This window comes from Archangium sp. (assembly GCF_057119385.1).
This window is the reverse complement of sequence record NZ_DBNGVP010000154.1, coordinates 238295-259641: the sequence shown is the minus strand read 5'-3', so window position 1 is coordinate 259641 and position 21347 is coordinate 238295. Positions and strand designations below refer to the sequence as shown.

Sequence of the window (21347 nt, the reverse complement as noted above, 5' to 3'; positions counted from 1 at the left end):
AGGAGGTTCTAGCGCTTCGGCCAGAGCCGTACCCAATCATCTTGGATGAGCTTGCCGCTCATCTGGTCGGTACTGCCGCTCGCCATGAAGTCGCGGGGACCGCGCAGGGCGAGCGTCCCGGCCTCGAGCCACAGCAGCAGCAGGGCGCACGAGGCGAGCACCGGAAGTCTCCCGGCCAGGGAGGGGCGGCTGTCGGCGAACACCTTCAGGGGCAGCAGGAGCAGCGGCACCAGCACGGGAAAGAGGACCAGCATGCCGCGCGTGTACCCGAAGAAGGCCAGGGTGATGAGCGCGCGGTGCAACAGCACCAGGGTGAACAGGCTGAAGGCCCGGTGCGGCGCGCGCAACGAGAGCCCCGCCCCCAGCAGCAACAGCAGCGCGAGCGGCCACTTCAACCAGGTGCTCTCCGGGACGAAGACATCCACCGGCGCGCGGGCCCCCTCGAGCCCTCCGGGCAGGTTGGAGGCGCCATACCCCAGGCTCAAGCCGTCCAGCCAACGTCCCAGCTTGGCGGCCAGCAGGCGGACCGCGCCGGCGGGGTGCTCGCCCATCCACCGCAGCCCTTCCGCATAGCCGTGCAGCAGCAGGTGGCGCTGGGAGGGATTGGCCGCGTCCAGCCGGCCGTCCTGGCCGAGCCGGTTGACCAGGTCCGGCGTGAAACCGCCCGTGGCTCCGGCGTGGTTGGCCATGGCGAAGTTGATGGGGCCATAGACGGTGACGGGGGCCACCACCGGCAACGGCTCGAGCTCCGGCGTGCGCGCGTTGAGCTCTTGGAGCACGCGCGCGTTGTGCAGCGCCCAGGGCGCGAGCACCACCAGGGACACCCCCACCGCCCCCGCCCACCGCACGAGCTGCGCGCGCACCGGGGCGCCCCGCTCCCGGTGGAGCCAGGCGTAGACGAGCAGGAAGGGCCACAGGTGCAGGTGCTCGGCCCGGGTGAGCGCGCCCAGCCCCATCACCGCGCCCAGGAGCACCGCGCCCTTCCACGACGGCCCGCTCCGGTGCTCGAGCATCAGCCAGCACGTGGCCGACAGGAAGAGCACGTACAGCACCTCGTTGCTGTACGTCGTCGAGAGCACCAGCCACCCGAAGCTGGCCGAGAAGAGCCCCGCGGCCAGCAGGCTCCACCCCACCCCGAGCACCCGGCGCCACCACCACCCGGTGAAGGCCACCGTGGCCGAGTTCAACAGCGCCAGGCTCAGCTTGTAGGGCCAGGCACTACCTCGCGGCTCACCCAGGAGCTGGTACAGCAGCCCGAGCGTCCAGGGAAACAACGGCGGGTGGTACGGGAGCGATGCCTGCGCGGGCCGCCCGCGTGCCCAATCGAGCGCATAGGCATGGAAGAAGCGCGAGTCCCCGTAGAAGAAGATGGAGAACGGCCAGTTCCGATCCATCGACGCCTCGAGGAACAGCAGCCGCAGCACGAGGCTCAGCAGGAACGTCCCGAGCACGCCCACGGCCACCGCGTGCCGCGTCAGGAATCCAGGAGCGTTGAAGCTTGGCGATCTCATGAAACCTCGTTGAGCCTTCCATCGTTATTTCTCATGACCCTCTAGAAAAGACACTCCTGGATAGAGCAGGATTCACGGGCCGTCCGGGTCTCTCAGTACGACGAGAGGGACGAGCGAATCCAGATACCCCCCGGCAGATCAATCCACGAGGTGTGACATGAAGCGATTCCTGGGCGTCGCGACGCTCGCCACCGTCCTGAGCTCTGGCGCGAGCTGGGCCATCCATCCCGAGCACGGAGCGTCGCGCAGCGCCGTGGCCCGTCAGGCCTTCTTCAACTCCGAGCTCTCCATCAGCTCGAACAACGTCGAGCTGCGCGAGGCCCGGGCGAAGGGGAAGCTGAACCCCGCGAGGGAGCGGGCGTTGAGCGACTTCATGCAGCGCTACGGGAAGGACATCAACGTCTACCTCGAGCCGCGCTCGGGAGCGGTCTCCGGCATCCATGCGCGCATCCCGATGATCCCGGGCAACGGGATGGACAACCGGGTGACGCTGAGCGGCGTGGGCCAGAACCTCGGCCGCGCGGTGTCCACGGTGGACGAGTCCGTGGTGGGCGAGCTCGTCGTCCGGTTCGCCCGTGACCACGCGGAGGTGCTGGGCATCGATCCGTCGCAGCTCGGCGAGCCGCGCGTCACGCAGGTCACCGAGCACCTCTGGCAGGTCCACATCCCGCAGCAGATCCAGGGCATCCCCGTGCGCGAGGGCCGGCTGGCGGCCACCCTCAGCCATGGCAACCTGGTGCTCATCGGCACCGAGGGCTGGGCGGACGTGAAGATCCGCACCCTGCCGCTCGTGGCCGCGGATCAGGCGCTGGAGCGGGGCCTGGCCCGCGCCGGTCTGGCCCACAGCCCCAAGGCCATCTGGAAGGACGCGAGCCTCGAGGTGGTGCCCACCTCCGAGGGAGAGGGATACGGCCACAAGCTCGTCTGGGCGTTCGGCTTCCAGGACGAGGGGGACGACGCCACCTGGGAGGTGCTCGTCGACGCCCACAAAGGTGAGGTGATCGCCCTTGAGGACAAGAACCAGTACCTCGACGCGTCCATCACCGGCGGCGTCTACCCGCTGACCAACACGGAGATCTGCCCGACCGACGGGACGTGCGGCTCGATGCAGGCCAACTACCCCATGCCGTGGGCCAACACCGGCCTGGTGAGCCCCAACAACTTCACCAACGGCGCCGGTGTCTTCAGCTACACCTCCGGAACCGTCACCACCACGCTGAGCGGCAAGTACATCGGCATCAGCGATCGGTGCGGCACCGTCAGCAACGCCTCCACCACGGGCGACATCAACCTGGGCGGCACCAACGGCCAGCACGACTGCACCACGGGAGGCGGCTCCGCGGGCAACACCCCGGCGGCCCGCGCCGCGTTCTACGAGCTGAACAAGCTGGCGGAGCAGGCGCGCGGCTGGCTCCCTAGCAACACCTGGGTCAACGCGAAGCTCACCGCCAACGTCAACATCGCCAGCACCTGCAACGCCTACTGGAGCGCGGGGACGGTCAACTTCTACCGGAGCGGCGGCGGCTGCCGGAACACCGGGGAGATCGGCGCGGTGTTCGATCACGAGTGGGGCCATGGCATGGATGACAACGATGCCAACGGCACGCTGAGCGCCTCCAGCGAGGGGTACGCGGACATCGCGGCCATCTACCGGCTGCAGACGTCCTGCGTGGGCCACGGCTTCTTCGCCACCAGCAACAGGGGCTGCGGCCTGACGGCGGATGGGACGGGCTACAACCAGAACGAGGCGCAGTCGGGCGCGGCGCACTGCGATCTCAACTGCTCGGGCGTGCGCGACGCGGACTGGGCCCAGCACTCGGACAACACCCCGGACACGCCGCAGAACCACGTCTGCGTCCGGTGCACCACCTCGACGGGCCTGTGCGGCCGCCAAACGCACTGCGCCGCCGCGCCCACCCGCCAGGCCGCGTGGGACCTGGTGGCCCGCGACTTGCGCGCCGCGCCGTTCAACTACGACGCGAACACGGCGTTCATCGTCGGCAACAAGCTCTTCTACCAGGGCAGCGGCAACGTCGGCTCGTGGCACGCCTGTGACTGCACCGCGAAGACCTCCAGCGGCTGCGGCTCCACCAACGGCTACATGCAGTGGCTCGCCGCCGACGACGACAACGGCAACCTCGCCGATGGCACGCCGCACATGACGGCCATCTACAACGCCTTCAACCGGCACAACATCGCCTGCGCCACGCCGGCGCCGCAGAACGGTGGCTGCTCGGCCGGCCCCACCGCGACGCCCTCCGTCACGCTCACCCCCGGCACCCGCCAGGTGGCGCTCTCCTGGACGGGCGTCACCAACGCCGCGAAGTACTGGGTGCTGAAGACCGAGGGCCACGCCGGCTGCAACTTCGGCAAGGCGCTCAAGGCCACCGTCACCGGCACCACCTGGACGGATACCGAGGTCCTCCCGGGCCGGCCGTACTGCTACTCCGTGGTGGCCGCCGGCTCGAGCAACGCCTGCTACACCCAGGCCAGCACCTGCTCCTGCGTGACGCCCAACTGACCGGGCAGCCCGTCGGCGCCATCGTGCTCGACGGGCACCACGGCTACGACTCCTGAGCCAGGCCGTCAGTTGCACCCGACGCACCCGCCGGGCTCGCCCCGGTAGGTGCCCGTCGTGAGGAACCACTGCTTCTGGCCCAGCGTCCCGCTGCTCGTGCTGGTCTGCTCGTGGACGTGGTAGTGGTAGACGGGCGTCTCCGGGCTGTCCGCGGTGAGGCCGGTGTGGCCGCCCACCGAGTCCAGCACCGGGGCGCTGCCGTCCGCGTCCTTCCTCCCGTAGATGGGGTAGCCGTCGCGCATGACGCCGATGAAACGCGCGTCGTCGTAGGAGAGCGCGTAGGGCTCCGAGTGGTAGTGGTAGACGCCCGTGTTCTGCGGATGGGCGCCGCACCGGTCGAACGTCTTCGCCTCCGTGAAGATGTCATCGCCGGGCGCCGCGAAGTTGCCGAAGATGGGCACACCGTTGAGCGCGAGCCCGACGATGGCACCCCGCATGGCCTGGGACAGCATGCTCTGCACGACGGGGAAGTCGATGGTGTAGCGCTGCGCCACAATCGAGTTGGGGTTGCGGATGGCGCCCGAGTACGTCTCGTAGCAGGCGTTCGTCGTGGAGAAGTAGAAGCTCTTGTAGTCCGGCTGGCCGTCCGCCTGCGCCCGCACCATCTTCAGGCCGTTCGTCGTCGTGGACGAGAGCGAGACGCGGCAGGAGAACTGGAGCCAGTAGCCCGAGAGCCCCTGGGCCTTGCGCTCGGCCTCGCACGCGCTGGTGTCGCGCGTGAGGAGAGGGCACCCCGAGGGGCTGACCGTGGACGTCTCCGCGGTGTTCGCCGTCAGCGTGCAGGCGCCCGCGTTCGAGGTCCCCGCGTCGGGGCTCGTCCCCGGGTTCTCCGGGTCCGCCCCACACGCCGCCAGGCCCAGACACATCCCCACTGCGACAATCCGATTCCAGGTGCGATTCATCGTACGGTTCTCCCCTGCTCCATTCACGAGCACATTCCCTGAGACCCGTGGAGATGAATTCCGGGCAACCCGGTGGGATTTCTGGGCTTCCGAGACGGGTCAACACCCCGAAAGGGTTCCTGGAAAAACGGTGCGGCAACGCCCGGGAATCTGGCGTAAGGAGCGGGCGCATGGCGCGGATCATTGACGGAACTGAAATCAGCCGGGTGATGCGGGAGGAGTTGGCGAAGCAGGTGGCGGAGCTCCGGGCCTCCGGGGTGACGCCAGGGCTCTCCGTGGTGCTGGTGGGCAACAACCCCGCGAGCCAGGCCTACGTGGCGAGCAAGACGCGGGCGTGCGAGGCCCTCGGCATGAAGGGCCAGACGCTCAACCTGCCGGAGGACGTGTCCGAGGAGGAGCTGTTCGCGGTCATCGACCGGCTGAACGCCGACCCGGCGGTGCACGGCATCCTCGTGCAGCTCCCGCTCCCGGCCCATCTGCCCTACAAGGCCGTGCTGGAGCACATCCACCCGGACAAGGACGTGGACGGCTTCCACCCGATGAACGCCGGGCTGGCCTTCGTGGGCGACCCCCGGGCCTTCGTGCCCTGTACCCCGGCCGGCATCATGGAGATGCTCCGCCGGGAGGGCATCCCCACCCGGGGCAAGCACGTCGTCATCGTGGGGCGCAGCCTCATCGTCAGCAAGCCGCTGGCCTCGCTGCTGATGGCCCCCGGGCCCGATGCCACGGTGACGCTCACGCACCGGCACACGCCGGACCTCGCCTCGTACACGAGGCAGGCGGACATCCTCATCGTCGCGGTGGGCAAGCAGAACCTCATCACCGCCGACATGGTGAAGCCCGGCGTCGTCGTCATCGACGTGGGGCAGAACCGCGTCCCCGACGAATCCTCCCCTCGCGGTTACCGGATGGTGGGAGACGTGGACTTCGACGCCATCCATCCGAAGGCCGAGGCCATCACGCCCGTGCCCGGCGGCGTGGGCCCGATGACCATCACGATGCTGCTCGCGAACACCCTTCAGGCCGCGCGACAGGCACGGCAGGCGCGCGAGCTGCCGGGAAGCCCGCGTTGAGGGTCAGGTGCCGAGAATCAGCGGTGTTCCAGACCCGGCACCCGGCGGGCTGGGCCTACGGCGGCGGCTCGCGCGGCAGCGACGTGGGCATCGTGCGCGACGGCGGCATCTTCAACTACCGGCAGTTCAGCGGCATGTCCGTCTACGGCAACAACTGCGAAGTGACCGCTCGGCGGTCATTCCGTTCTTCCAGAGACCGAGTCGTACCATGAGCTGCCCGCTGCGCTGGCGCTCGCCCTGGCCCGAGCTGCGGCTGCTGCACCCCAGCCCCCTGTCATGAGCTTGGCGCGCTCGTTCGTGGCTGCCGGGGCGCGCTTTCATGCTCCGACCGGCCCCACCAGGACCCGCCAGGTCCTAGCTCCAATGGAGGACCCGGCCATGTGTCTCCGAGCGTGCTTCGCACTTCTGCTCTTTCTCTCAGCCTGTACGACGACCCCCCCAAGCCCAAGAGAGCCAGCGGCCCAAGACCCAAGGCTCGCCAATCTCCAGCGAGCGGCGAAGCTGCCCTGGACGGACGGAGGGCAGTGTGCCGTCCGCGAAGCTTCTGAGCCCTGGCCCGTGCTGGCGGAGCGGTGCTTTCATGCCCTCGACCATGACCGGGTTCGGTTTCGGGACATCACGGGCAGATGCGCCGTCGCCTCCGCAGGTGCGGCAGTGGGCGTCGGACTCTGTGTCTTGGCGGCGCCGGAGATCATCGTGGGAGCAGTGATCGTCGCAGGCGTGGTGGTGGTGGGATTCGCCATCAAAGAGGCCCTGGATGCGTATGAGCTGAGCTGGGGCGATCCCAAGAAAGGGAGGCCCGCGCCAGAAACGAGGCCCGCGCCAGAAACGAGGCCCGTGCCTGACACAAAGCCCGCCCCGCCGAAGCCCTCGCCGAAGAAAAGGCCCAAGCCGGAGCCCAAAGGACCGGATTTTCCTCCCGTGGGGCCAACCGAAGTCACGGAGCGAGAGCGCCGCCCGGAGTGCAAGCCCCAACGGGTGCCGCCCAAGGGTGGAAATAGGCTGCACAATCAGTGTGCTGACGGGATTCCGTTCAACGCCTACCGTGGGGCCAACGCGCTGGTGAACGGCAAGGCTTTCGACGCGTTGCAGGTTGTCGCGGGCGTGCTTTGGGAGGTGAAGACTGACAACTTCGGTTCGTACCCGCTAGAACTTCAAAACATTGTGATCAAAAAAAATGTGCATGATTTCTTGATCGAGCGTGAGCTTGCGAGGGCATGTGGATTTGACTTCCGGGTCGGTGTGCGAAGCGCAACGCACAAGGCCATGCTGGAAATCGAGGAACCGCAACTCCAGGGCATTATCGTCCTCATGGATTGGTGCTGAAATGTCCGCCACACGAAAAGACCAGATGACCATGATCGTCTACGCGCCTGCGCTTACGGTCGATGATGGCCGTCCTTTGGCTGTTGTTCATGGAATGGAAAGCGCAGTTCCTGGCTTGTGCATCGGGCTCATGATTTCTGACGAGGGACAACTTGTCCCGTTACAGGATCGTGATGCACTTGTTGCCCGTGAGAGTAAGCGCGGGGAATTTCCGACTCTGCGCAGCATCGATGACAACCTCCGAGTGAGCGTCATGGGATGGGGGAAACCGGCGGCGATTTCCCCTGGCGGTCGGGCACAGTTTGAATTCCATGTGTCAGTGCCTCTGTCCGCGGAGGGCATCGCGGCCGCGGCGGCTTTGCTAGAGGCTGTGGCGGAGGAAGCACGCGCGTTCTGGGGGCACGCGACGCCGTTCAGCGCGGGGGTGGACATTGCACGCCAGACGAAGAATCGGCCAGACGACCTGGAGCCGCCTCCCCGTGGCCTGCCGGTGATCAGATCTCCTGGTGCCATGCGCTTGCCAGAGATTCCGCATCGCCTTGGGTGGCTGAACTACTGGTCAGACGCCGCTGCACGGATCATCGGCTTCCCGGACCCGCTCCGCGACGCCGAGCTGCTCTCACGGGCGCGGCGTACCGCAACGGGCGGGTGGGTCGTGCAGCTCACCGATGCGCCGCTCGACCTGGACAACCCCGCCCACCTGGACGCGCTTAAAAGGGCCTACGAGCGCTTCCCGGAGATTGGCGGGCGCGCTACCCCTTGAGGCTCGGCACGGCTCGCGCTGGCCGTGCTCACGGAGATGATGGCAGGAATCGAACCCGCCACCGGAGGCTTCCGGCGAGAGCGCTCCCGCCGGGAGACCGCTTGCCGTTGTGATAGGAAGTGCCTCCGTCCCAGGAGGTGAGCCCTGTCTTCGGAGCCCCGCAGCCGTTTCCTCGAGAAGATGCTCGATCGCCTGTACGCCTCGCTCGCGTCGGGCCCGAGCATCAACTGCCGTCCCCACAACAGCCGCCAGCGCGTGGACCTCACGCTGCTGAGCCGGCTGGATGGCACCTCGCCCCACTCCGTCCTCGCCGGGCTCCTCGGGGACAAGGCCACGGTGAAGCTCTCCGTGCGCACCCCGAGCGCCTCCAAGGACGCCACGGACTCCCCCTCCAAGCGCGAGGACGACGAGCGGCAGACCCTGCTGCGCAAGCTGAACACCATCGCCGAGGATGCCCGCACCTTCGAGCAGGACACCGGCGCCCAGGTGCTCCACGTGGGCTTCCCCCTGCTCCACCTGCCCCCGAACACCCAGGACTCGCGCGGCTTCAACAGCACCAAGCGCGTCCTGGCGCCCATCGCCTTCATCCCCGTGCGCCTCACCCTCAAGAAGGGCCGCACACCGGGCCTCGAGCTCGAGTCCGCCGCCGATGGCGCGGATCGCGTCATGCCCAACACCGCCCTCATCGCCTGGGTCGAGCGGCAGACCGGCAAGCGCCTCGGGGAGCTGTTCGCCGACGAGTCGGGCCAGGATCCCTGGCGTGAGCTCAACGAGCTCTCCGCCGCCGTGGCCAGCGCCCTCGAGCTGCCCGCCCCCGCGCCCTTCTCCGCGGAGACGCCCCTCTCCCCCACCCCACGCTCCGAGGACGAGACCACGGCGGGGACCGCCATCCTCCCGTGCGCCGTGCTCGGCCTCTATCCCCTGTCCAACCAGAGCCTCGTGGATGACATGCGGGCCCTCGTGGACGGCGAGCCCGTCCGGGGCCCCATCGAGAGCTTCCTGCGCGTGGGCGTCTCCCTCGGCGCCCAGGGCTCGCCCAGGAAGGACGCCACGGCCCAGGGCACCTGGCGCGCGGGCGAGGACCGGCTCGTCTCTCATGCGGACCCCTGCCAGTCACGCGCGGTGCGGCTCGCGCGCAGCAGCCGGGGCCTCGTCGTCCACGGGCCTCCCGGCACCGGCAAGTCGCAGACCATCGCCAACGCCATCGGAGACCACCTCGCGCGCGGAGAGCGCGTCCTGCTCGTCTGCGACAAGCGCACCGCGCTCGATGTGGTGAAGCATCGGCTGGAGTACCTGGGCCTCGGCTCCCTGTGCGCCGTGGTGCACGACGCGCAGCGGGATCAGCGCGAGCTGTACCTCGGCATCCGCGAGCAGCTCGACAACCTCACCGAGTCCAAGGTCAACCCCGCCGCCAAGGCCGAGCTGGCCCGCGTGGACACCGAGATGCAGGCGCTCCACGACGAGCTGTCCTCCGCCGAGCGCGCCCTCTCCGAGCGCCCCGCTGGAGGCACCGAGCCCTCCTTCCACGAGCTGGTGGGCCAGTGGTTCGGCCAGGAGGCCCCGGAGTCGCTGGCCCGTGCGACCGAGTCCCTTGGTGCCTTCCGTCTGGCCGAGTCCCGTCCCCACGAGCGCGAGGTTCGCGAGGTGCTGGAGCGCGCTGGCAAGGAGGGCTACCCGGACAACCCCTGGCGCACCTCGCTCGGGGCCGAGCTGAAGGACTACCTGTCCACGCCGCTCGCCACGTACCGCGAGCGCATGGCGTCCGCCCTGGAGGCCGCGCGTGAAGCGGATGCCCAGGCCTCGCCCGATGTCCCCGCCTTCTCACCCACGGGAGACGTGGCCGCCGAGGGCCGGGCGCGAGCCGAGCTCGCCGACAAGCTGGAGCGCGTGCTGAGCGAGGCGCGTCCCGAGTGGCTGGCGCGCTGGGCCTCCTCCATGTCCGAGGCCGTGCAGGCGACGAAGACGCAGCTCGAGGGCCTGGCGCCGCAGGTACAGGTGTTGAACGAGGGCCCGCTGGACACGGAGCTGGCCCTGGTGCACCGCTCGGAGCCGCAGGGGTTGAGTGCCCTGGGGCAGTCCCTGGCGTTCCTGGCGTCCTGGCTGCTGGTGGCTCGCAAGTGGTACCGCTTCCTCTTCTTCTTCACCCGCCGGGCGAAGGCCGCCGAGGTGCTCCGGCGCTTCGGGCTCGCCGTGGGGGCCGAGACCGCCGAGCGCGTCTCCCGCTTCCTCACGGGTGTGCGCGCGCGGCTCCTGCTCACCGAGTTCCATCACTCGGTCCTCGCCCCCGGTCCCACCGGGCCCCTCGCGGATGAGGCGCTCGCCCGCGGACTGAGGACCCATGCCGCGCTCTTCGAGGTGTTGTTGCAGCTGGAGCGGCCGGTGTTCGCCTCGTGCCGGCAGGCGGTCCGGGAGGCCTTGAAGTCCGACGACGCGGCGCGGGCGCGCCTGCTCGCGGGCCTGCGCCAGTCCGCCGCCCGGAGCGAGGCCGTGGTCCGGCTGGAGTCCCGGCTGGCCGAGGTGGGCCTCTTCTCCTCCGAGTGGCGCGTGGCCCGGAGCCGGGCCCTGCGCTCGGGCGAGCAGATGCAGCCGCTCGTCTCGGCCCTCGCGGCGCGGCTGTCGAGCGTGGAGGGGCTGCTGCGAATCCAGACCCTGGTGACGGGGCTGCCTCCGGCGCTCGGCATGGCGGCCGAGAAGCTGGCCCTGGCCGTAGCGGACGCGGAGAACGGCTGGCGCGCGGTGCGCAAGGCGGTGCTGGCCGCCGAGGTGTCCGCCCGGGTGAAGGAGAGCCCGGTGCTCCAGCACATCGACGCGGACCGCCTGCACGCGAGCCAGACGCGCTACCGGGCCCTGGAGGCACGCAAGCGAGAGCTCGTGCGAGACGTCATCCTCCACCGCTGGACGGAGTGCCAGCGCGAGCGGCTGCTGGCCGCCACGGGAGGACGGCTCAACGGAATGGGCGCGGAGCTGCGCCGCCGTCTGCTGCTGCGGGGCGAGCGAGCACTTCGGGTGCGACAGGTCATCGCCGCGGGTGCGAGCGTCGAGGGAGGCGATCCCCTCTTCGACATGCGGCCGGTGTGGATGGCGAGCCCCCAGACGGTGGCGCAGATCTTCCCCCGCCGGGAGCTCTTCGACGTGGTCATCTTCGACGAGTCCTCGCAGTGCCGGCTGGAGGAGGCACTGCCGGTGCTGACGCGGGCGAAGCGGGTGGTCATCGCGGGAGATCCCAAGCAGTTGCCGCCCACGCGCTTCTTCGAGTCCGCCGTGGTGCAGAGCCAGGAGGAGCTGGACGCCGAGGACGAGCAGGGTCTCTTCGAGGATCAGCAGGCCGAGGTGGAGGATCTGCTCGGCGCGGCGCTGAACCTGGAGATCGATCAGTGCTACCTGGACGTGCACTACCGCTCACAGAACGCGGATCTCATCGGGTTCAGCAACGAGCACTTCTATGACTCGCGGCTGCAAGCCATTCCGGGGCACCCGTCCAACCGGGTGGAGCACGCGCCGCTGCGGCTCCTCCACGCGAGAGGCCTGTACGAGAAGCGGGTGAACGTGGTGGAGGCGCGAGCGGTGGGAGCGCTGGTGAAGGAGCTGCTCTCGCAGCCGGAGCCGCCGTCCATCGGCGTGGCGTGCTTCAACCTGACGCAGCGCGATGCCATCACCGAGGTGCTGGAGGAACTGGCGGCGGCGGACGCGGACTTCGCGGCGAAGCTGGCGGCGGCCCGGGTGCGGCGTGGCGAGGGCTCGTTCGAGGGGCTCTTCGTGAAGAACCTGGAGAACGTCCAGGGTGACGAGCGGGATCACATCATCATCAGCACCACGTACGGTCCCGACGCGAAGGGCCGTTTCTACCGGCGCTTCGGACCGCTGGGGAGCGCGGGCGGAGGGCGGCGGTTGAACGTGCTGGTGACGCGGGCGCGGCAGCAGGTGCACCTGGTGACGTCCATCCCGCGCGAGGTGTACTCGGCGCTGCCTCCAGTGGAGCAGGGCCGCAAGCCGAACGGAGGCTGGCTGCTCTTCGCCTATCTCCAATACGCCGAGCGGCTCACGGAGCAGTACGCGAGCGAGTCCGGACAGCCTGAGGAGACACGGGAGCGGCCGGAGCCGGTGGTGCACGAGCGCGAGACGGAAGCGGGCTCGGCCTTCGCGAGGGCCCTGGCGACGGATCTGGCGCGGACGCACGGCGTGTCCTCGGACGTACACTGGGGCAACGACGGCTTCTGCGTGGACGTGGCCCTGCACCATCCCCGCCGCGCCGGGGACGTCACGGTGGGCGTGCTGTGCGATGGCACGCGCTACCCGAAGGCGGCGGACCCCGTGGAGTGGGATCTGTTCCGCACGGCCATCCTGGAGGGCCAGGGCTGGAAGCTGGTGCGGCTGTGGACGCCGCACTTCTTCCGGGATCCCGAGAGCGCGCGGGAGAAGGTGCTCCAGGCCGCCAGCGAGCAGATCGCCCGCCAGCCTCCCGTCCCGGACACCCAGGACCGGGGCGAGACCCGCCGCGTGCTCAATTGAGCGCGCTCGGCCCTTCTTGACGATCTCAGTCCACCTGCACCTTGGCCAGCTGACGGCGGCCGAGGAAGTCCTCCACGCCCAGGGCGATGGCCTGGGCCACGTCCTCCTGGTACTTGTCCGAGGCCAGACGGCTCTCCTCCTCGGCGTGGGACAGGAAGGACGTCTCCACGAGGATGGCCGGCATCTTCGCGCCCAGTAGCACGTAGAAGAGCGCCTCCTTCGTGCCCAGATCCCTCACGCCCTTGTAGCCGCTGGACAGGTGGCTCACGAGGTTCTTCTGCACCCGGGTGGCCAGCCGCGTGGACTCCTCGGTGTTGGCCTTGGTGGCCAGGTCCGCGAGGATGAACTGCAGATCGCTGATGCCCTTCTCCGAGGACGCGTTCTCACGCGCCGCCAGGCGGATGGAGTAACGGTCCGCCGACGTGTTGAGCGTGTACGTCTCGATGCCGCGCAGCTTCGAGGTGGGCGCCGAGTTGCAGTGGATGGAGATGAAGAGATCGCCCCGCATCTCGTTGGCCATGCGCGCGCGCTCCTCCAGCTTGAGGTAGCGGTCGCCCTCGCGGGTGAGCATCACCTCCAGGCCCCGATCGCGCAGCTCGCGCGCCAGCTTCTGCGCGATGGCCAGCGTCACTTCCTTCTCCTGCGTCCCCTTGCGGCCGATCGCCCCCGTGTCATGCCCGCCGTGTCCCGCGTCGATCACTACCCGGCGCACCTTCAGCCCGAGCTGCTCCGCCAGCGTCAGCTCGGCTTTGCCGGACACCTTGGCCACCGCCTTGAGCCGGGCCTGCGCCACATGCTCGTCCACCGGGGCGGTGATGGGCTTGTTCGACGCGAGCACCTCGGTCTTCGAGGGCTCCACGGCCGGCTTCACCGGCTCCACCGCCGGCTTCACGGGCTGCTCCTCTGCCACCTTCACCGGCTCCACCACCGCCGCCTTCGCCGGCTCCACCACCGCCGGCTTCACGGGCTGCTGCTCGGCCGCCTTCGCCGGCTCCACCACCGCCGGCTTCACGGGCTGCTGCTCGGCCACCTTCACCGGCTCCACCACCGCCGGCTTCGGCTCCGGAGCGGGCCCCGGCTGCGGCGCCTGCTGCGTGGAAGCGGGCTCCCTCGACGTCCGGCCAATGGCATCGATCAGCGGCGAGCCACCCGTCCGCTCCCCCGCCGTCGCGGAGGCCACGGTCTGCTGCGCGGGCGCGGGCTGCGGCTCGGCCGACTTGGACAGCTCGACACGGATCACCGGGAGCGGCTCGGAGGCCGGCTTGGACGACGGAGTGGAGGCCACGGCGGGCGGGGCCTTCTCGCGCGGAGGGGCCGGCGTCTTGGGCGCGGGAGGCGGCGGCAGCGAGGCCAGCAGCGCCTTCAGGTCCCGGACGCGATCACCTTTGGGGTTGGCCTTGAGGCTGCCGGTGATGACGCGGCGCGCGGCCTCGGGCTGATCCAACCGCTCGAAGTACATGCGCGCGAGCGTCAGCGCCGCGTCGTCCGCCAGCCGGTGCCTCGGGTGGGACTCCACCACGCGGGTGTAGTCGGCGATGGCCGCCTGCTGATCCTCGGGGACGAAGGAGATGCGGCTCAGCTCGCTGAGCAGCTCCGCGGCCGTGTAGAGCGCGTCCGGGGCCCGAGGGCTCTTCGGATGGTTGCTCGCCACGGCCTCGAACCGGGCCGCCACGTTGAGCCAGTTGTGGCGCAGCTTGCGCCGCGCGGCATCATCCTTAAGGGCGTAGTAGGACCGACGCGCCTCCTGGTAGGCGGTCTCGGCCGGATCCCGTTTCGCCTGGGTGGCGATCGGCGACAGCACAGCCAGGAGCAGGACGAGGCGCGGGAGCATGGTCGGTCCTCCAAGGACGAAGAGGGCTACAGGTGTGTGTCACGGCCCCCCTGCCCCCGCAAATTTTCGCCCCCCTCAGCGGATCCACCCCAAGGAGCGTGCCAACTGCTCGTCGATGACCCGGGCCTCGCCGGGCAACGAGGACAGCACCGCGGCCAGCACCTTGTCTCCATTGCGCACCGGCGCCCGGCCCGAGCGCAGGCGCGCGCGCACCGTGTGCTTCTGATCCTCCTTCCGGAAGCTGGCCGGGAAGAGCACCTCCCGGCGCGACTCCGGCAGCGGGCCCTCCGGGGTCAGCCACACCAGCATCCCCTTGCGCAGCGGCTCCAGCTCCGCGCGCAGCGTCCGCCGCAGCTCCCGCACGAAGAGCCCCACGCCCACGAGCGCTCCAAGTCCCAGGCCCCAGGGCACCAGCCCCAGCGTCTTCGCGCGCGCGCGCACATACCCCGCCTCCCGGGGCTTGTCCGGCACGAGCGGATCCACCAGCAGCAGGACGCGCGCCCCCGGTCCCAGGCCCTCGGCGTACTCGGCATGCGTGCGAACTCCACTGGCCGAGTACCGCACCTCACCCACGGCGTAGAGCACCTCCAGCGTGGCCTCGGCGCCCTCGCGCTCGCCCCGGGGGGGCAGCGTCGACGCCGCCAGCTGGCCCTCCAGCTCCTGGGCGCGCGAGAGGAAGTCCTGCTCCTCCACCACGAAGCGGCCCAGGGCCCTCGCGCCCGCGCCGAGCACCGCCATCAGCCCCAGCCCCAGGAGCGCCACACGCACCAGCCGGGCCATGGCACCGGGGACCTTCGAGAGGGGAACGCGTCGGGGAGCCTGGGGGATACCGAGTTGCATGCCCCCATCCTACCTGCTCCTCCCGGCTCACCCCCAGGACAACACGTACTCGCAGGAGAGCGGCCCCAGCACCCGGCTCCACACCCGCGGCTCGCGCGTGCCCACCACCTCGAGCGCCGCCACCAGCGCCCCCTCCACGTACGCGCGGGGGAGGAAGTCCCGATCCAACTGCACCAGGGCGCTGCCCGACTGCGCCCACGCCACCACGCACTGGCCCCCATTGGCCGCGCCCGCCGCGTAGGCCATGGGCAGGCTGTCCAGCAGCTTCTTCGGATGACCCGCCAGCAGCGCCTGCAACGGCCTGCCCGTGGCCGAGGCGAAGAAGTCCGTGGCGGCCCGGCGCCCCAGCGCCCGCATCGCCCCCGGGAAGTCTCCGTACCCGTTGCCCAGCAACCGCGCCGCCGTCCACAACAGCCGCAGGAAGTCGCTCGCCGGGTAGCACGTGAAGTCCGCGAACTTCCGCCGCCCACACACCTCGACGCAGTGCTCCACGCAAGCCTCGTCCCCCAGCGCCCACATCACCTCCAGCACGCTGCGGAAGAACATCCCGCGCACACTGTCGGCTGGTGTCACCAGTCCGAGTCTCCGCTCCAGTTCCAGTTCGGCCCCGACCTCTCCCGGATCGGCGCCGTTCTCACGCCTCATGTGCAACGCCCCTCCCGGGCTACCTCCCCCCATCACCGCCCTAATATCGAGCAGGCGAGCGCATCTCGCACGGAAGACCTGCCCCGGAGGTTTGGATGCGGAACAGATCGCCTCGGGGAGCAGACTCCCCGGATGCGCTCCAGGCAGGCACGCCCCCATGGGGTATCCGCAACGGAGTGGCGAAGTCCTTCACGCTGGCGGTGTATGGTTGTGGACAGGCCGCTCGCGGAGCGCGGGCGTGGGGGACGTACCTTCGTCATGTCGAGCACTTCCACCATCCAGGCGGGACAAACGATCGCGGAGTCCGCGAGGCCCCATGGACAGGGGCGTTGGAATCAGCGGCTGGGGGGGTGGATCCTCTCGCGGCTGGACGTCTTCCTGTCGAAGCCGCTGCGCCGGGCCGCCCCGGAGGATCTGATCCGCTGCCGCCTGCTGGTCTGCATCGCCCTGGGGTTGATGCTGCTGGATCTGGTGGTGCTGCTCGCGCTGCCCGTCAGCCCCCAGCCGCTGATGCACGCGTCCATCGGGCTCTTCTCCCTGTCCATGAACACGGCCGCGCTGGTGCTGCTGCGGCGGCGCTCCTCCCACGAGCTCTCCGCGCTGATCATCTGCTCGGCCATCGCCACCGCATTCGTGTTCACCTGCATCACCAGCACCCGGCCCTTCTCGGCCTCGCATGCCGCGAGCATGCTCCTGCCCGCGATGTCGGTGTACCTGATGGGGGCGCGGCTGGGGTTCATCCTCACCGTGCCGGTGGCCCTGTTCGTGGGCCTCATCCACCCCATCCACTTCCTCGCCCGCACGTCCGAGCCCCTCCACGCGGGCAACCTGTGGATCGTGGACATCTGCGCCGCCCTCTGCATGATGAGCATCTGGGCGATGAGCTGGCTGCACACGTCCGCGCGCAACCAGGCCCACGCGGCGCGCGAGCAGGCGCTGCGCACCCTGCGCGAGAGCGAGCGCAAGCTGCAGAGCCTCATCGAGAACACCGAGGACCATGTGTGCTCGGTGGACGTGGAGGGGCGGCTCATCCTCGCCAACTCGGCGCTGCGGCGCGCCTACCGTGAGCGCTACGGGCTGGAGCCGGTGCCGGGCGAGCCCTTCCTCCTCCACGCCCCCCCGGAGCACCAGGAGGGCTTCCGGCAGGTCCTCGAGAAGGCGCTCCGCGGGCAGCGAGTGAGGCACGAGGACTCCTATGTGCGAGGGGACCGGACGCAGCAGGTGCTCGACATCTCCTACAACCCCGTCTTCGGCGAGGATGGCCGGCCGCTGGGGGTGAACCTCTTCGGGCGGGACATCACCGAGCGCAAGGAGTCCGAGCTCAAGCTCAGCGAGATGCACCGCAGCCTGTTGGATGTCTCGCGCCACGCGGGCATGGCCGAGGTGGCCACCGGCCTGCTGCACAACGTGGGCAACACGCTCAACAGCGTCAACGTCTCGGCCAACCTCGTCACCGAGCGGCTGCGCAACCTCCGGGTGAGCGGGCTCGTGCGCTCCGCGGAGCTGCTGCGCGAGCACTCCGCGGACCTGTGCACCTTCCTCGCCACGGATCCACGCGGCCGGCAGCTCCCGGCCTACCTCATCGCCCTGGCGGACCAGCTCACCGAGGAGCAGCAGGCCCTGCTGGACGAGCAGCGGACGCTCACCGAGGGGCTCGAGCACGTCAAATCCATCGTCAGCATGCAGCAGGAGCACGCGCGCTTCGCCGGCATGGTGGAGCTGATGTCGGTGACGCGGCTCATCGACGACGCCCTGCGCCTGCAGTCCGTCTCCTTCTCCCGCCATGGGATTGAAGTGCACCGCGAGTACGCGGACGTGCCGCCCATCCTCCTGGACCGGCACAAGCTGCTGCAGATCATCCTCAACCTGCTGAGCAACGCGCGGCACGCGCTGATCGACAGCGGCAGGCCGGACAAGCGCATCACCATCCGCGTGGCGCCCGCGCCCGACGACCGGCTGCGCATCCAGGTGGCCGACAATGGCCTGGGCATCCCCGCGGAGAACCTGGGACGCCTCTTCTCCCAAGGCTTCACCACCCGGAAGAACGGCCACGGCTTCGGGCTGCACATCAGCGCGCTGTCCGCCATCGAGATGGCCGGCAGCCTCACCTGTGAGAGCGACGGCGAGGGCAAGGGCGCCACCTTCACCGTCGAGTTGCCCATGCAGTGCGAGGATCCCCGCCTCTGAGGGCGGGGCTCCCCGGCCCACGTCCTACTTGGACTTCAGGTCGCGCTCACCCAGGTTCGTGGCGCCGATCCACCGCAGGCGGTTGAAGCCGTCGAGGTTCTTGTTGGCGACGACCTGGAAGCAGGTGGACGCGCCCTGGGCGGCGATCTCCACGGACCAGCCGAGGAACATCTGCCAGAGGCGGAACCACCACTCGCCGTAGGTCTTCACGACGTCGGCGCGGTTGGCCATCCAGTTGTCGTACCAGCGCGAGATGGTGAGCGAGTAGTGGATGCCCACGTTCTCCACGCTGTGGATCTCGAAGCCCGCGGTCTCCAGGTTGCTCACCACGAAGGAGAGCGGCATGGAGGCATCGGCGCCCGGGAAGATGTACTTGTTCATGAAGAGGCCCCAGACCAGGTCCTCGAAGTGGAAACCCAGGGTCCCCTTCTTGGCGCGCAGCCCGGCGATCTGCAGGTAGAAGAGCCCGTCGTCGGCGAGCATCCCGTACACCTGCTTCATGAAGTCCTGGAACTTGCGCACGCCCACGTGCTCGGCCATCTCCAGGCAGGAGATCTTGTCGTACGGGCCGGCGGGGATGTCACGGTAGTCCAGCGTGAGGATGCGGGCGCGCTCGCTCACCCCCATGCGCTGGATCTGCTCCGTGCCGTACGCGGCGCCCTTCTCCGCGATGGTGATGCCCGTCGCGTCCACGCCGTAGTCCTTGGCGGCCGTCGCCACGAGCGTGCCCCAGCCACAGCCGATGTCGAGGTAGCGCTCGCCCTTCTGCAGCTGCAGCTTGTCGCAGACCAGCTTCATCTTCTGATCCTGCGCCTGCTCCAGCGTCTGGTTGGGCGAGGTGAAGAAGCCCGACGTGTAGATCATCCGCGGCCCGAGGAACCAGCCGAAGAAGTCGTTGCCCCGATCGTAGTGCTCGCGGCCGATGCGGATGTCCTGCTCCTGCGAGTGGATGAGCACCTCGGGCAGGAAGTTGGTGAGCAGGAACTTGAAGTGATCCGCGACGAACTTGTAGTCGGCCACCGAGTGCCGCTCGCGGATGAAGGCGCGGAAGTCCCCCTCGATGTCGAGTCGCTCGTGGATGTAGTCCTCGATGAGCGTGGTCATCGGGACCTTGCCAGCGGCATAGCGTGCGGCGGCTGGACCCTTCGGGTTGAGACGGAACGACACTGGAGCGTCCATGCGTTTTCTCCTGAGATGATGTACCTGGTGGAGGAAAGCGGGCCCGCACGAGGGCCCTGTCCCCCCCTGGTGCGGGGTGGCCGGCCACACTACGTGAGTACGCGCGGTCACGTGTGAATTCCTTCACAGCCCGCCCCGGGTGCCGTCGTGTTAAGAGCGTCCGGCATTCAACGACGACGTCACGAGGGGGGGAACATGCGGACATCATTCATCCTGGTTGCCACGGCGAGCGCGCTCATCGCGTGCAAGGGCGGAGGCACGGCGGGTACGGCGGACTGCTCCACGTCTGCGGCGTCACCGGGCGGCTCGGCGGGGCTCACGTCCTTCGAGCAGGGCCTGGTGGGGCCGTTGCTGTCGGACGTGCGCGAGGGCGTGCAGCCGTACAACGAACAGAGCATCGGTATCTGCAAGGGCCAGGGCCGCGACTGCGAGGAGTTCCTCGGCACCAGCGTCGACGAGCTGCCGCCGGGCGAGTACATGATGCGCGCCGAGCTCAAGGTGCCGCGCGTGGGAGAGAAGGGCACCTGGCGGGTGAAGTTCGAGGCCCAGTGCACCACGACGCGCAAGACCGAGCGCGGAGAAACCACCAGCACGAGCACCACCAGCAAGGAGTACGACGTGCAGTACGCCGGTGCCGAGCGCGGCTCGCGCCTCTCTCCGCTCTACACCATCCGGAGCCCGGACCCGAGCGGCGAGAAGCACTGCAACTACAAGGTCACCTCGCTGCACCCGGACAAGCCCACCGAGTGGACGGGGAGCTGGTCCGTGCCGCAGGGCTGAGCCCTCGGAACTGTGGGAATCGCGTGCGATAGTCGAAAGTCCGGGCGCCCCCAAGGGGGGCCCGAGAACGAGGACGATTCATGCACGCTTTTCCCCTGAAGAAGTCGTTGTACGCGATCATGCTGTTGAGCCTGGGCGGCGCCGGCTGCGACTGGTTCCCGGGTCATGACGGTCCGGATCCGCAGCCGTCCAACATCGCCCCCATCATCACCCAGGTGCTCGCCACGCCGGCCTCCATCAACGAGGGCTCGAACACCGGCCTCTCGGTGACCGCCAGCGACCCGGATGGGGATGCGCTCACCTATACCTGGACGCAGCTGAACCCCGCGACTCCGGCGGGGACGTTCGGCGGCGAGACCGGCTCGACCCGCACCTGGACGGCGCCCGCCATCGCCACCAACACCACGTTCACCCTGCAGGTGACGGTCTCGGATGGAAAGGGAGGCTCGGCCCAGGCCTCGGTGGATGTGCCGGTGGCCAACGTGGCCGCCCCCAACCGCGCGCCCACCGTGGACGCGGCCATCACCGTCGCCACCCCGGCCATCGCGGGTGACGTGACCCTCTCCATCGGCGCGACCGATCCGGATGGGGACACGCTCACCTACGCCTGGAGCACGAGCGTGGCGGGCCAGGGCACCTTCACGGCGCCGACGGCCGCCGGGACGCAGTGGCTCTCGCCCGAGCTCACCACGGCCACGACCTACACCTTCCAGGTCACCGTCTCCGATGGGACCGAGTCCGTGACGCGCACGCTGGCCGTGGAGGTCGGCGTCCCCCAGTACGCCCGGGACATCCAGCCCATCTGGGACGCGCAGTGCACGAACTGCCATAGCAGCCCCCGAGGCCTGGACCTGCGAGCGAGCAACTCCTACGCCTCCCTCGTCAACGCCGCTGGCACCGGCAGCTACCCCGCCGGCTGCGGTGGAACCACGCGCGTGGTGCCGAACGATCCCAACGACTCGTTGTTGGTGAAGAAGATCAGCGGTACCGCCTGCGGCGGAAGGATGCCTCAGGGCAACACGGACTACTTCGACAACAACCCCGGCCAGCTCACCCGCATCCGCTCGTGGATCCTCGCGGGCGCTCGCAACGACTGACGGCGGCCACAACGGCCTCCACTTCCGGAGTGGGAGCGCGCTACTGTCGCCCCCCTCCGGAGGGTAGAGAGGCATGCGGCGTTTCGAGTTCGTCGAGGGCTCTTCGAAGAAGTTCTGGAAAGCGGC

Annotated in this window: 15 protein-coding genes; 9 read left to right on the top strand and 6 right to left on the bottom strand. The window is 69.2% G+C overall.

The window, feature by feature from the left end; translation table 11 throughout:
- Nucleotides 1-8: 8 nt before the first annotated feature.
- Nucleotides 9-1511 (bottom strand): ArnT family glycosyltransferase, encoded by a 1503-nt coding sequence (locus AC16DP_RS37235; RefSeq protein ID WP_329726103.1) that lies wholly within the window; start codon nt 1509-1511, stop codon nt 9-11.
- A gap of 157 nt (nt 1512-1668) precedes the next feature.
- Between AC16DP_RS37235 and AC16DP_RS37230 the strand changes: the two genes are divergently transcribed.
- Nucleotides 1669-4032 carry a hypothetical protein gene (locus AC16DP_RS37230; protein WP_329726104.1) on the top strand — a complete coding sequence of 788 codons (2364 nt, stop codon included), beginning with the start codon at nt 1669-1671 and terminating at the stop codon, nt 4030-4032.
- Nucleotides 4033-4097: 65 nt separating this feature from the next.
- On the opposite strand, the gene AC16DP_RS37225 is transcribed toward AC16DP_RS37230, so the two are convergent.
- Nucleotides 4098-4991, bottom strand: a complete 894-nt coding sequence (locus tag AC16DP_RS37225; protein WP_329726105.1) for a YHYH protein — start codon at nt 4989-4991, stop codon at nt 4098-4100.
- 170 nt (nt 4992-5161) lie between these two features.
- Between AC16DP_RS37225 and folD the strand changes: the two genes are divergently transcribed.
- The 5 genes from folD (at nt 5162) to AC16DP_RS37200 (ending at nt 12662) form a co-directional block, all read left to right on the top strand.
- Nucleotides 5162-6064, top strand: coding sequence for a bifunctional methylenetetrahydrofolate dehydrogenase/methenyltetrahydrofolate cyclohydrolase FolD (folD, locus tag AC16DP_RS37220; RefSeq protein WP_329726106.1), 903 nt, complete (start codon nt 5162-5164; stop codon nt 6062-6064).
- 23 nt (nt 6065-6087) lie between these two features.
- A complete protein-coding gene (locus tag AC16DP_RS37215; protein ID WP_329726107.1) occupies nt 6088-6276 on the top strand; it encodes a hypothetical protein in 189 nt (62 codons plus the stop codon).
- 484 nt (nt 6277-6760) lie between these two features.
- Entirely contained in the window at nt 6761-7390 is a 630-nt protein-coding gene (locus AC16DP_RS37210) for a DUF6310 domain-containing protein (RefSeq protein ID WP_329726108.1), read from the top strand.
- Between the two features lie 25 nt (nt 7391-7415).
- Nucleotides 7416-8153 carry a DUF5953 family protein gene (locus AC16DP_RS37205; RefSeq protein ID WP_329726109.1) on the top strand — a complete coding sequence of 246 codons (738 nt, stop codon included), beginning with the start codon at nt 7416-7418 and terminating at the stop codon, nt 8151-8153.
- Nucleotides 8154-8297: 144 nt separating this feature from the next.
- Nucleotides 8298-12662, top strand: coding sequence for an AAA domain-containing protein (locus tag AC16DP_RS37200; protein WP_414640670.1), 4365 nt, complete (start codon nt 8298-8300; stop codon nt 12660-12662).
- Between the two features lie 25 nt (nt 12663-12687).
- Here AC16DP_RS37200 and AC16DP_RS37195 read toward each other — a convergent pair whose 3' ends face one another.
- The 3 genes from AC16DP_RS37195 to AC16DP_RS37185 all read right to left on the bottom strand — a co-directional run bounded on the left by AC16DP_RS37195 (nt 12688) and on the right by AC16DP_RS37185 (nt 15978).
- Nucleotides 12688-14493 (bottom strand): N-acetylmuramoyl-L-alanine amidase, encoded by a 1806-nt coding sequence (locus AC16DP_RS37195; RefSeq protein WP_329726111.1) that lies wholly within the window; start codon nt 14491-14493, stop codon nt 12688-12690.
- Between the two features lie 75 nt (nt 14494-14568).
- Nucleotides 14569-15333: a DUF3592 domain-containing protein gene (locus AC16DP_RS37190; protein WP_329726112.1), complete on the bottom strand. Its 765-nt coding sequence runs from the start codon at nt 15331-15333 to the stop codon at nt 14569-14571.
- A gap of 27 nt (nt 15334-15360) precedes the next feature.
- Nucleotides 15361-15978, bottom strand: a complete 618-nt coding sequence (locus AC16DP_RS37185; protein WP_329726113.1) for a TIGR02265 family protein — start codon at nt 15976-15978, stop codon at nt 15361-15363.
- Between the two features lie 258 nt (nt 15979-16236).
- On the opposite strand from AC16DP_RS37185, the gene AC16DP_RS37180 reads away from it, so the two are divergent.
- A complete protein-coding gene (locus AC16DP_RS37180) occupies nt 16237-18165 on the top strand; it encodes an ATP-binding protein (RefSeq protein ID WP_329726114.1) in 1929 nt (642 codons plus the stop codon).
- Nucleotides 18166-18189: 24 nt separating this feature from the next.
- Here AC16DP_RS37180 and AC16DP_RS37175 read toward each other — a convergent pair whose 3' ends face one another.
- Nucleotides 18190-19344, bottom strand: a complete 1155-nt coding sequence (locus AC16DP_RS37175; protein ID WP_329726115.1) for a class I SAM-dependent methyltransferase — start codon at nt 19342-19344, stop codon at nt 18190-18192.
- A gap of 195 nt (nt 19345-19539) precedes the next feature.
- Here AC16DP_RS37175 and AC16DP_RS37170 point away from each other — a divergent pair, with 195 nt between their 5' ends.
- Nucleotides 19540-20124, top strand: a complete 585-nt coding sequence (locus AC16DP_RS37170; RefSeq protein ID WP_329726116.1) for a hypothetical protein — start codon at nt 19540-19542, stop codon at nt 20122-20124.
- Between the two features lie 80 nt (nt 20125-20204).
- Complete coding sequence (locus AC16DP_RS37165; RefSeq protein ID WP_329726117.1) at nt 20205-21221, top strand: Ig-like domain-containing protein; 1017 nt, start codon at nt 20205-20207, stop codon at nt 21219-21221.
- The last annotated feature ends 126 nt before the right edge of the window (nt 21222-21347 follow it).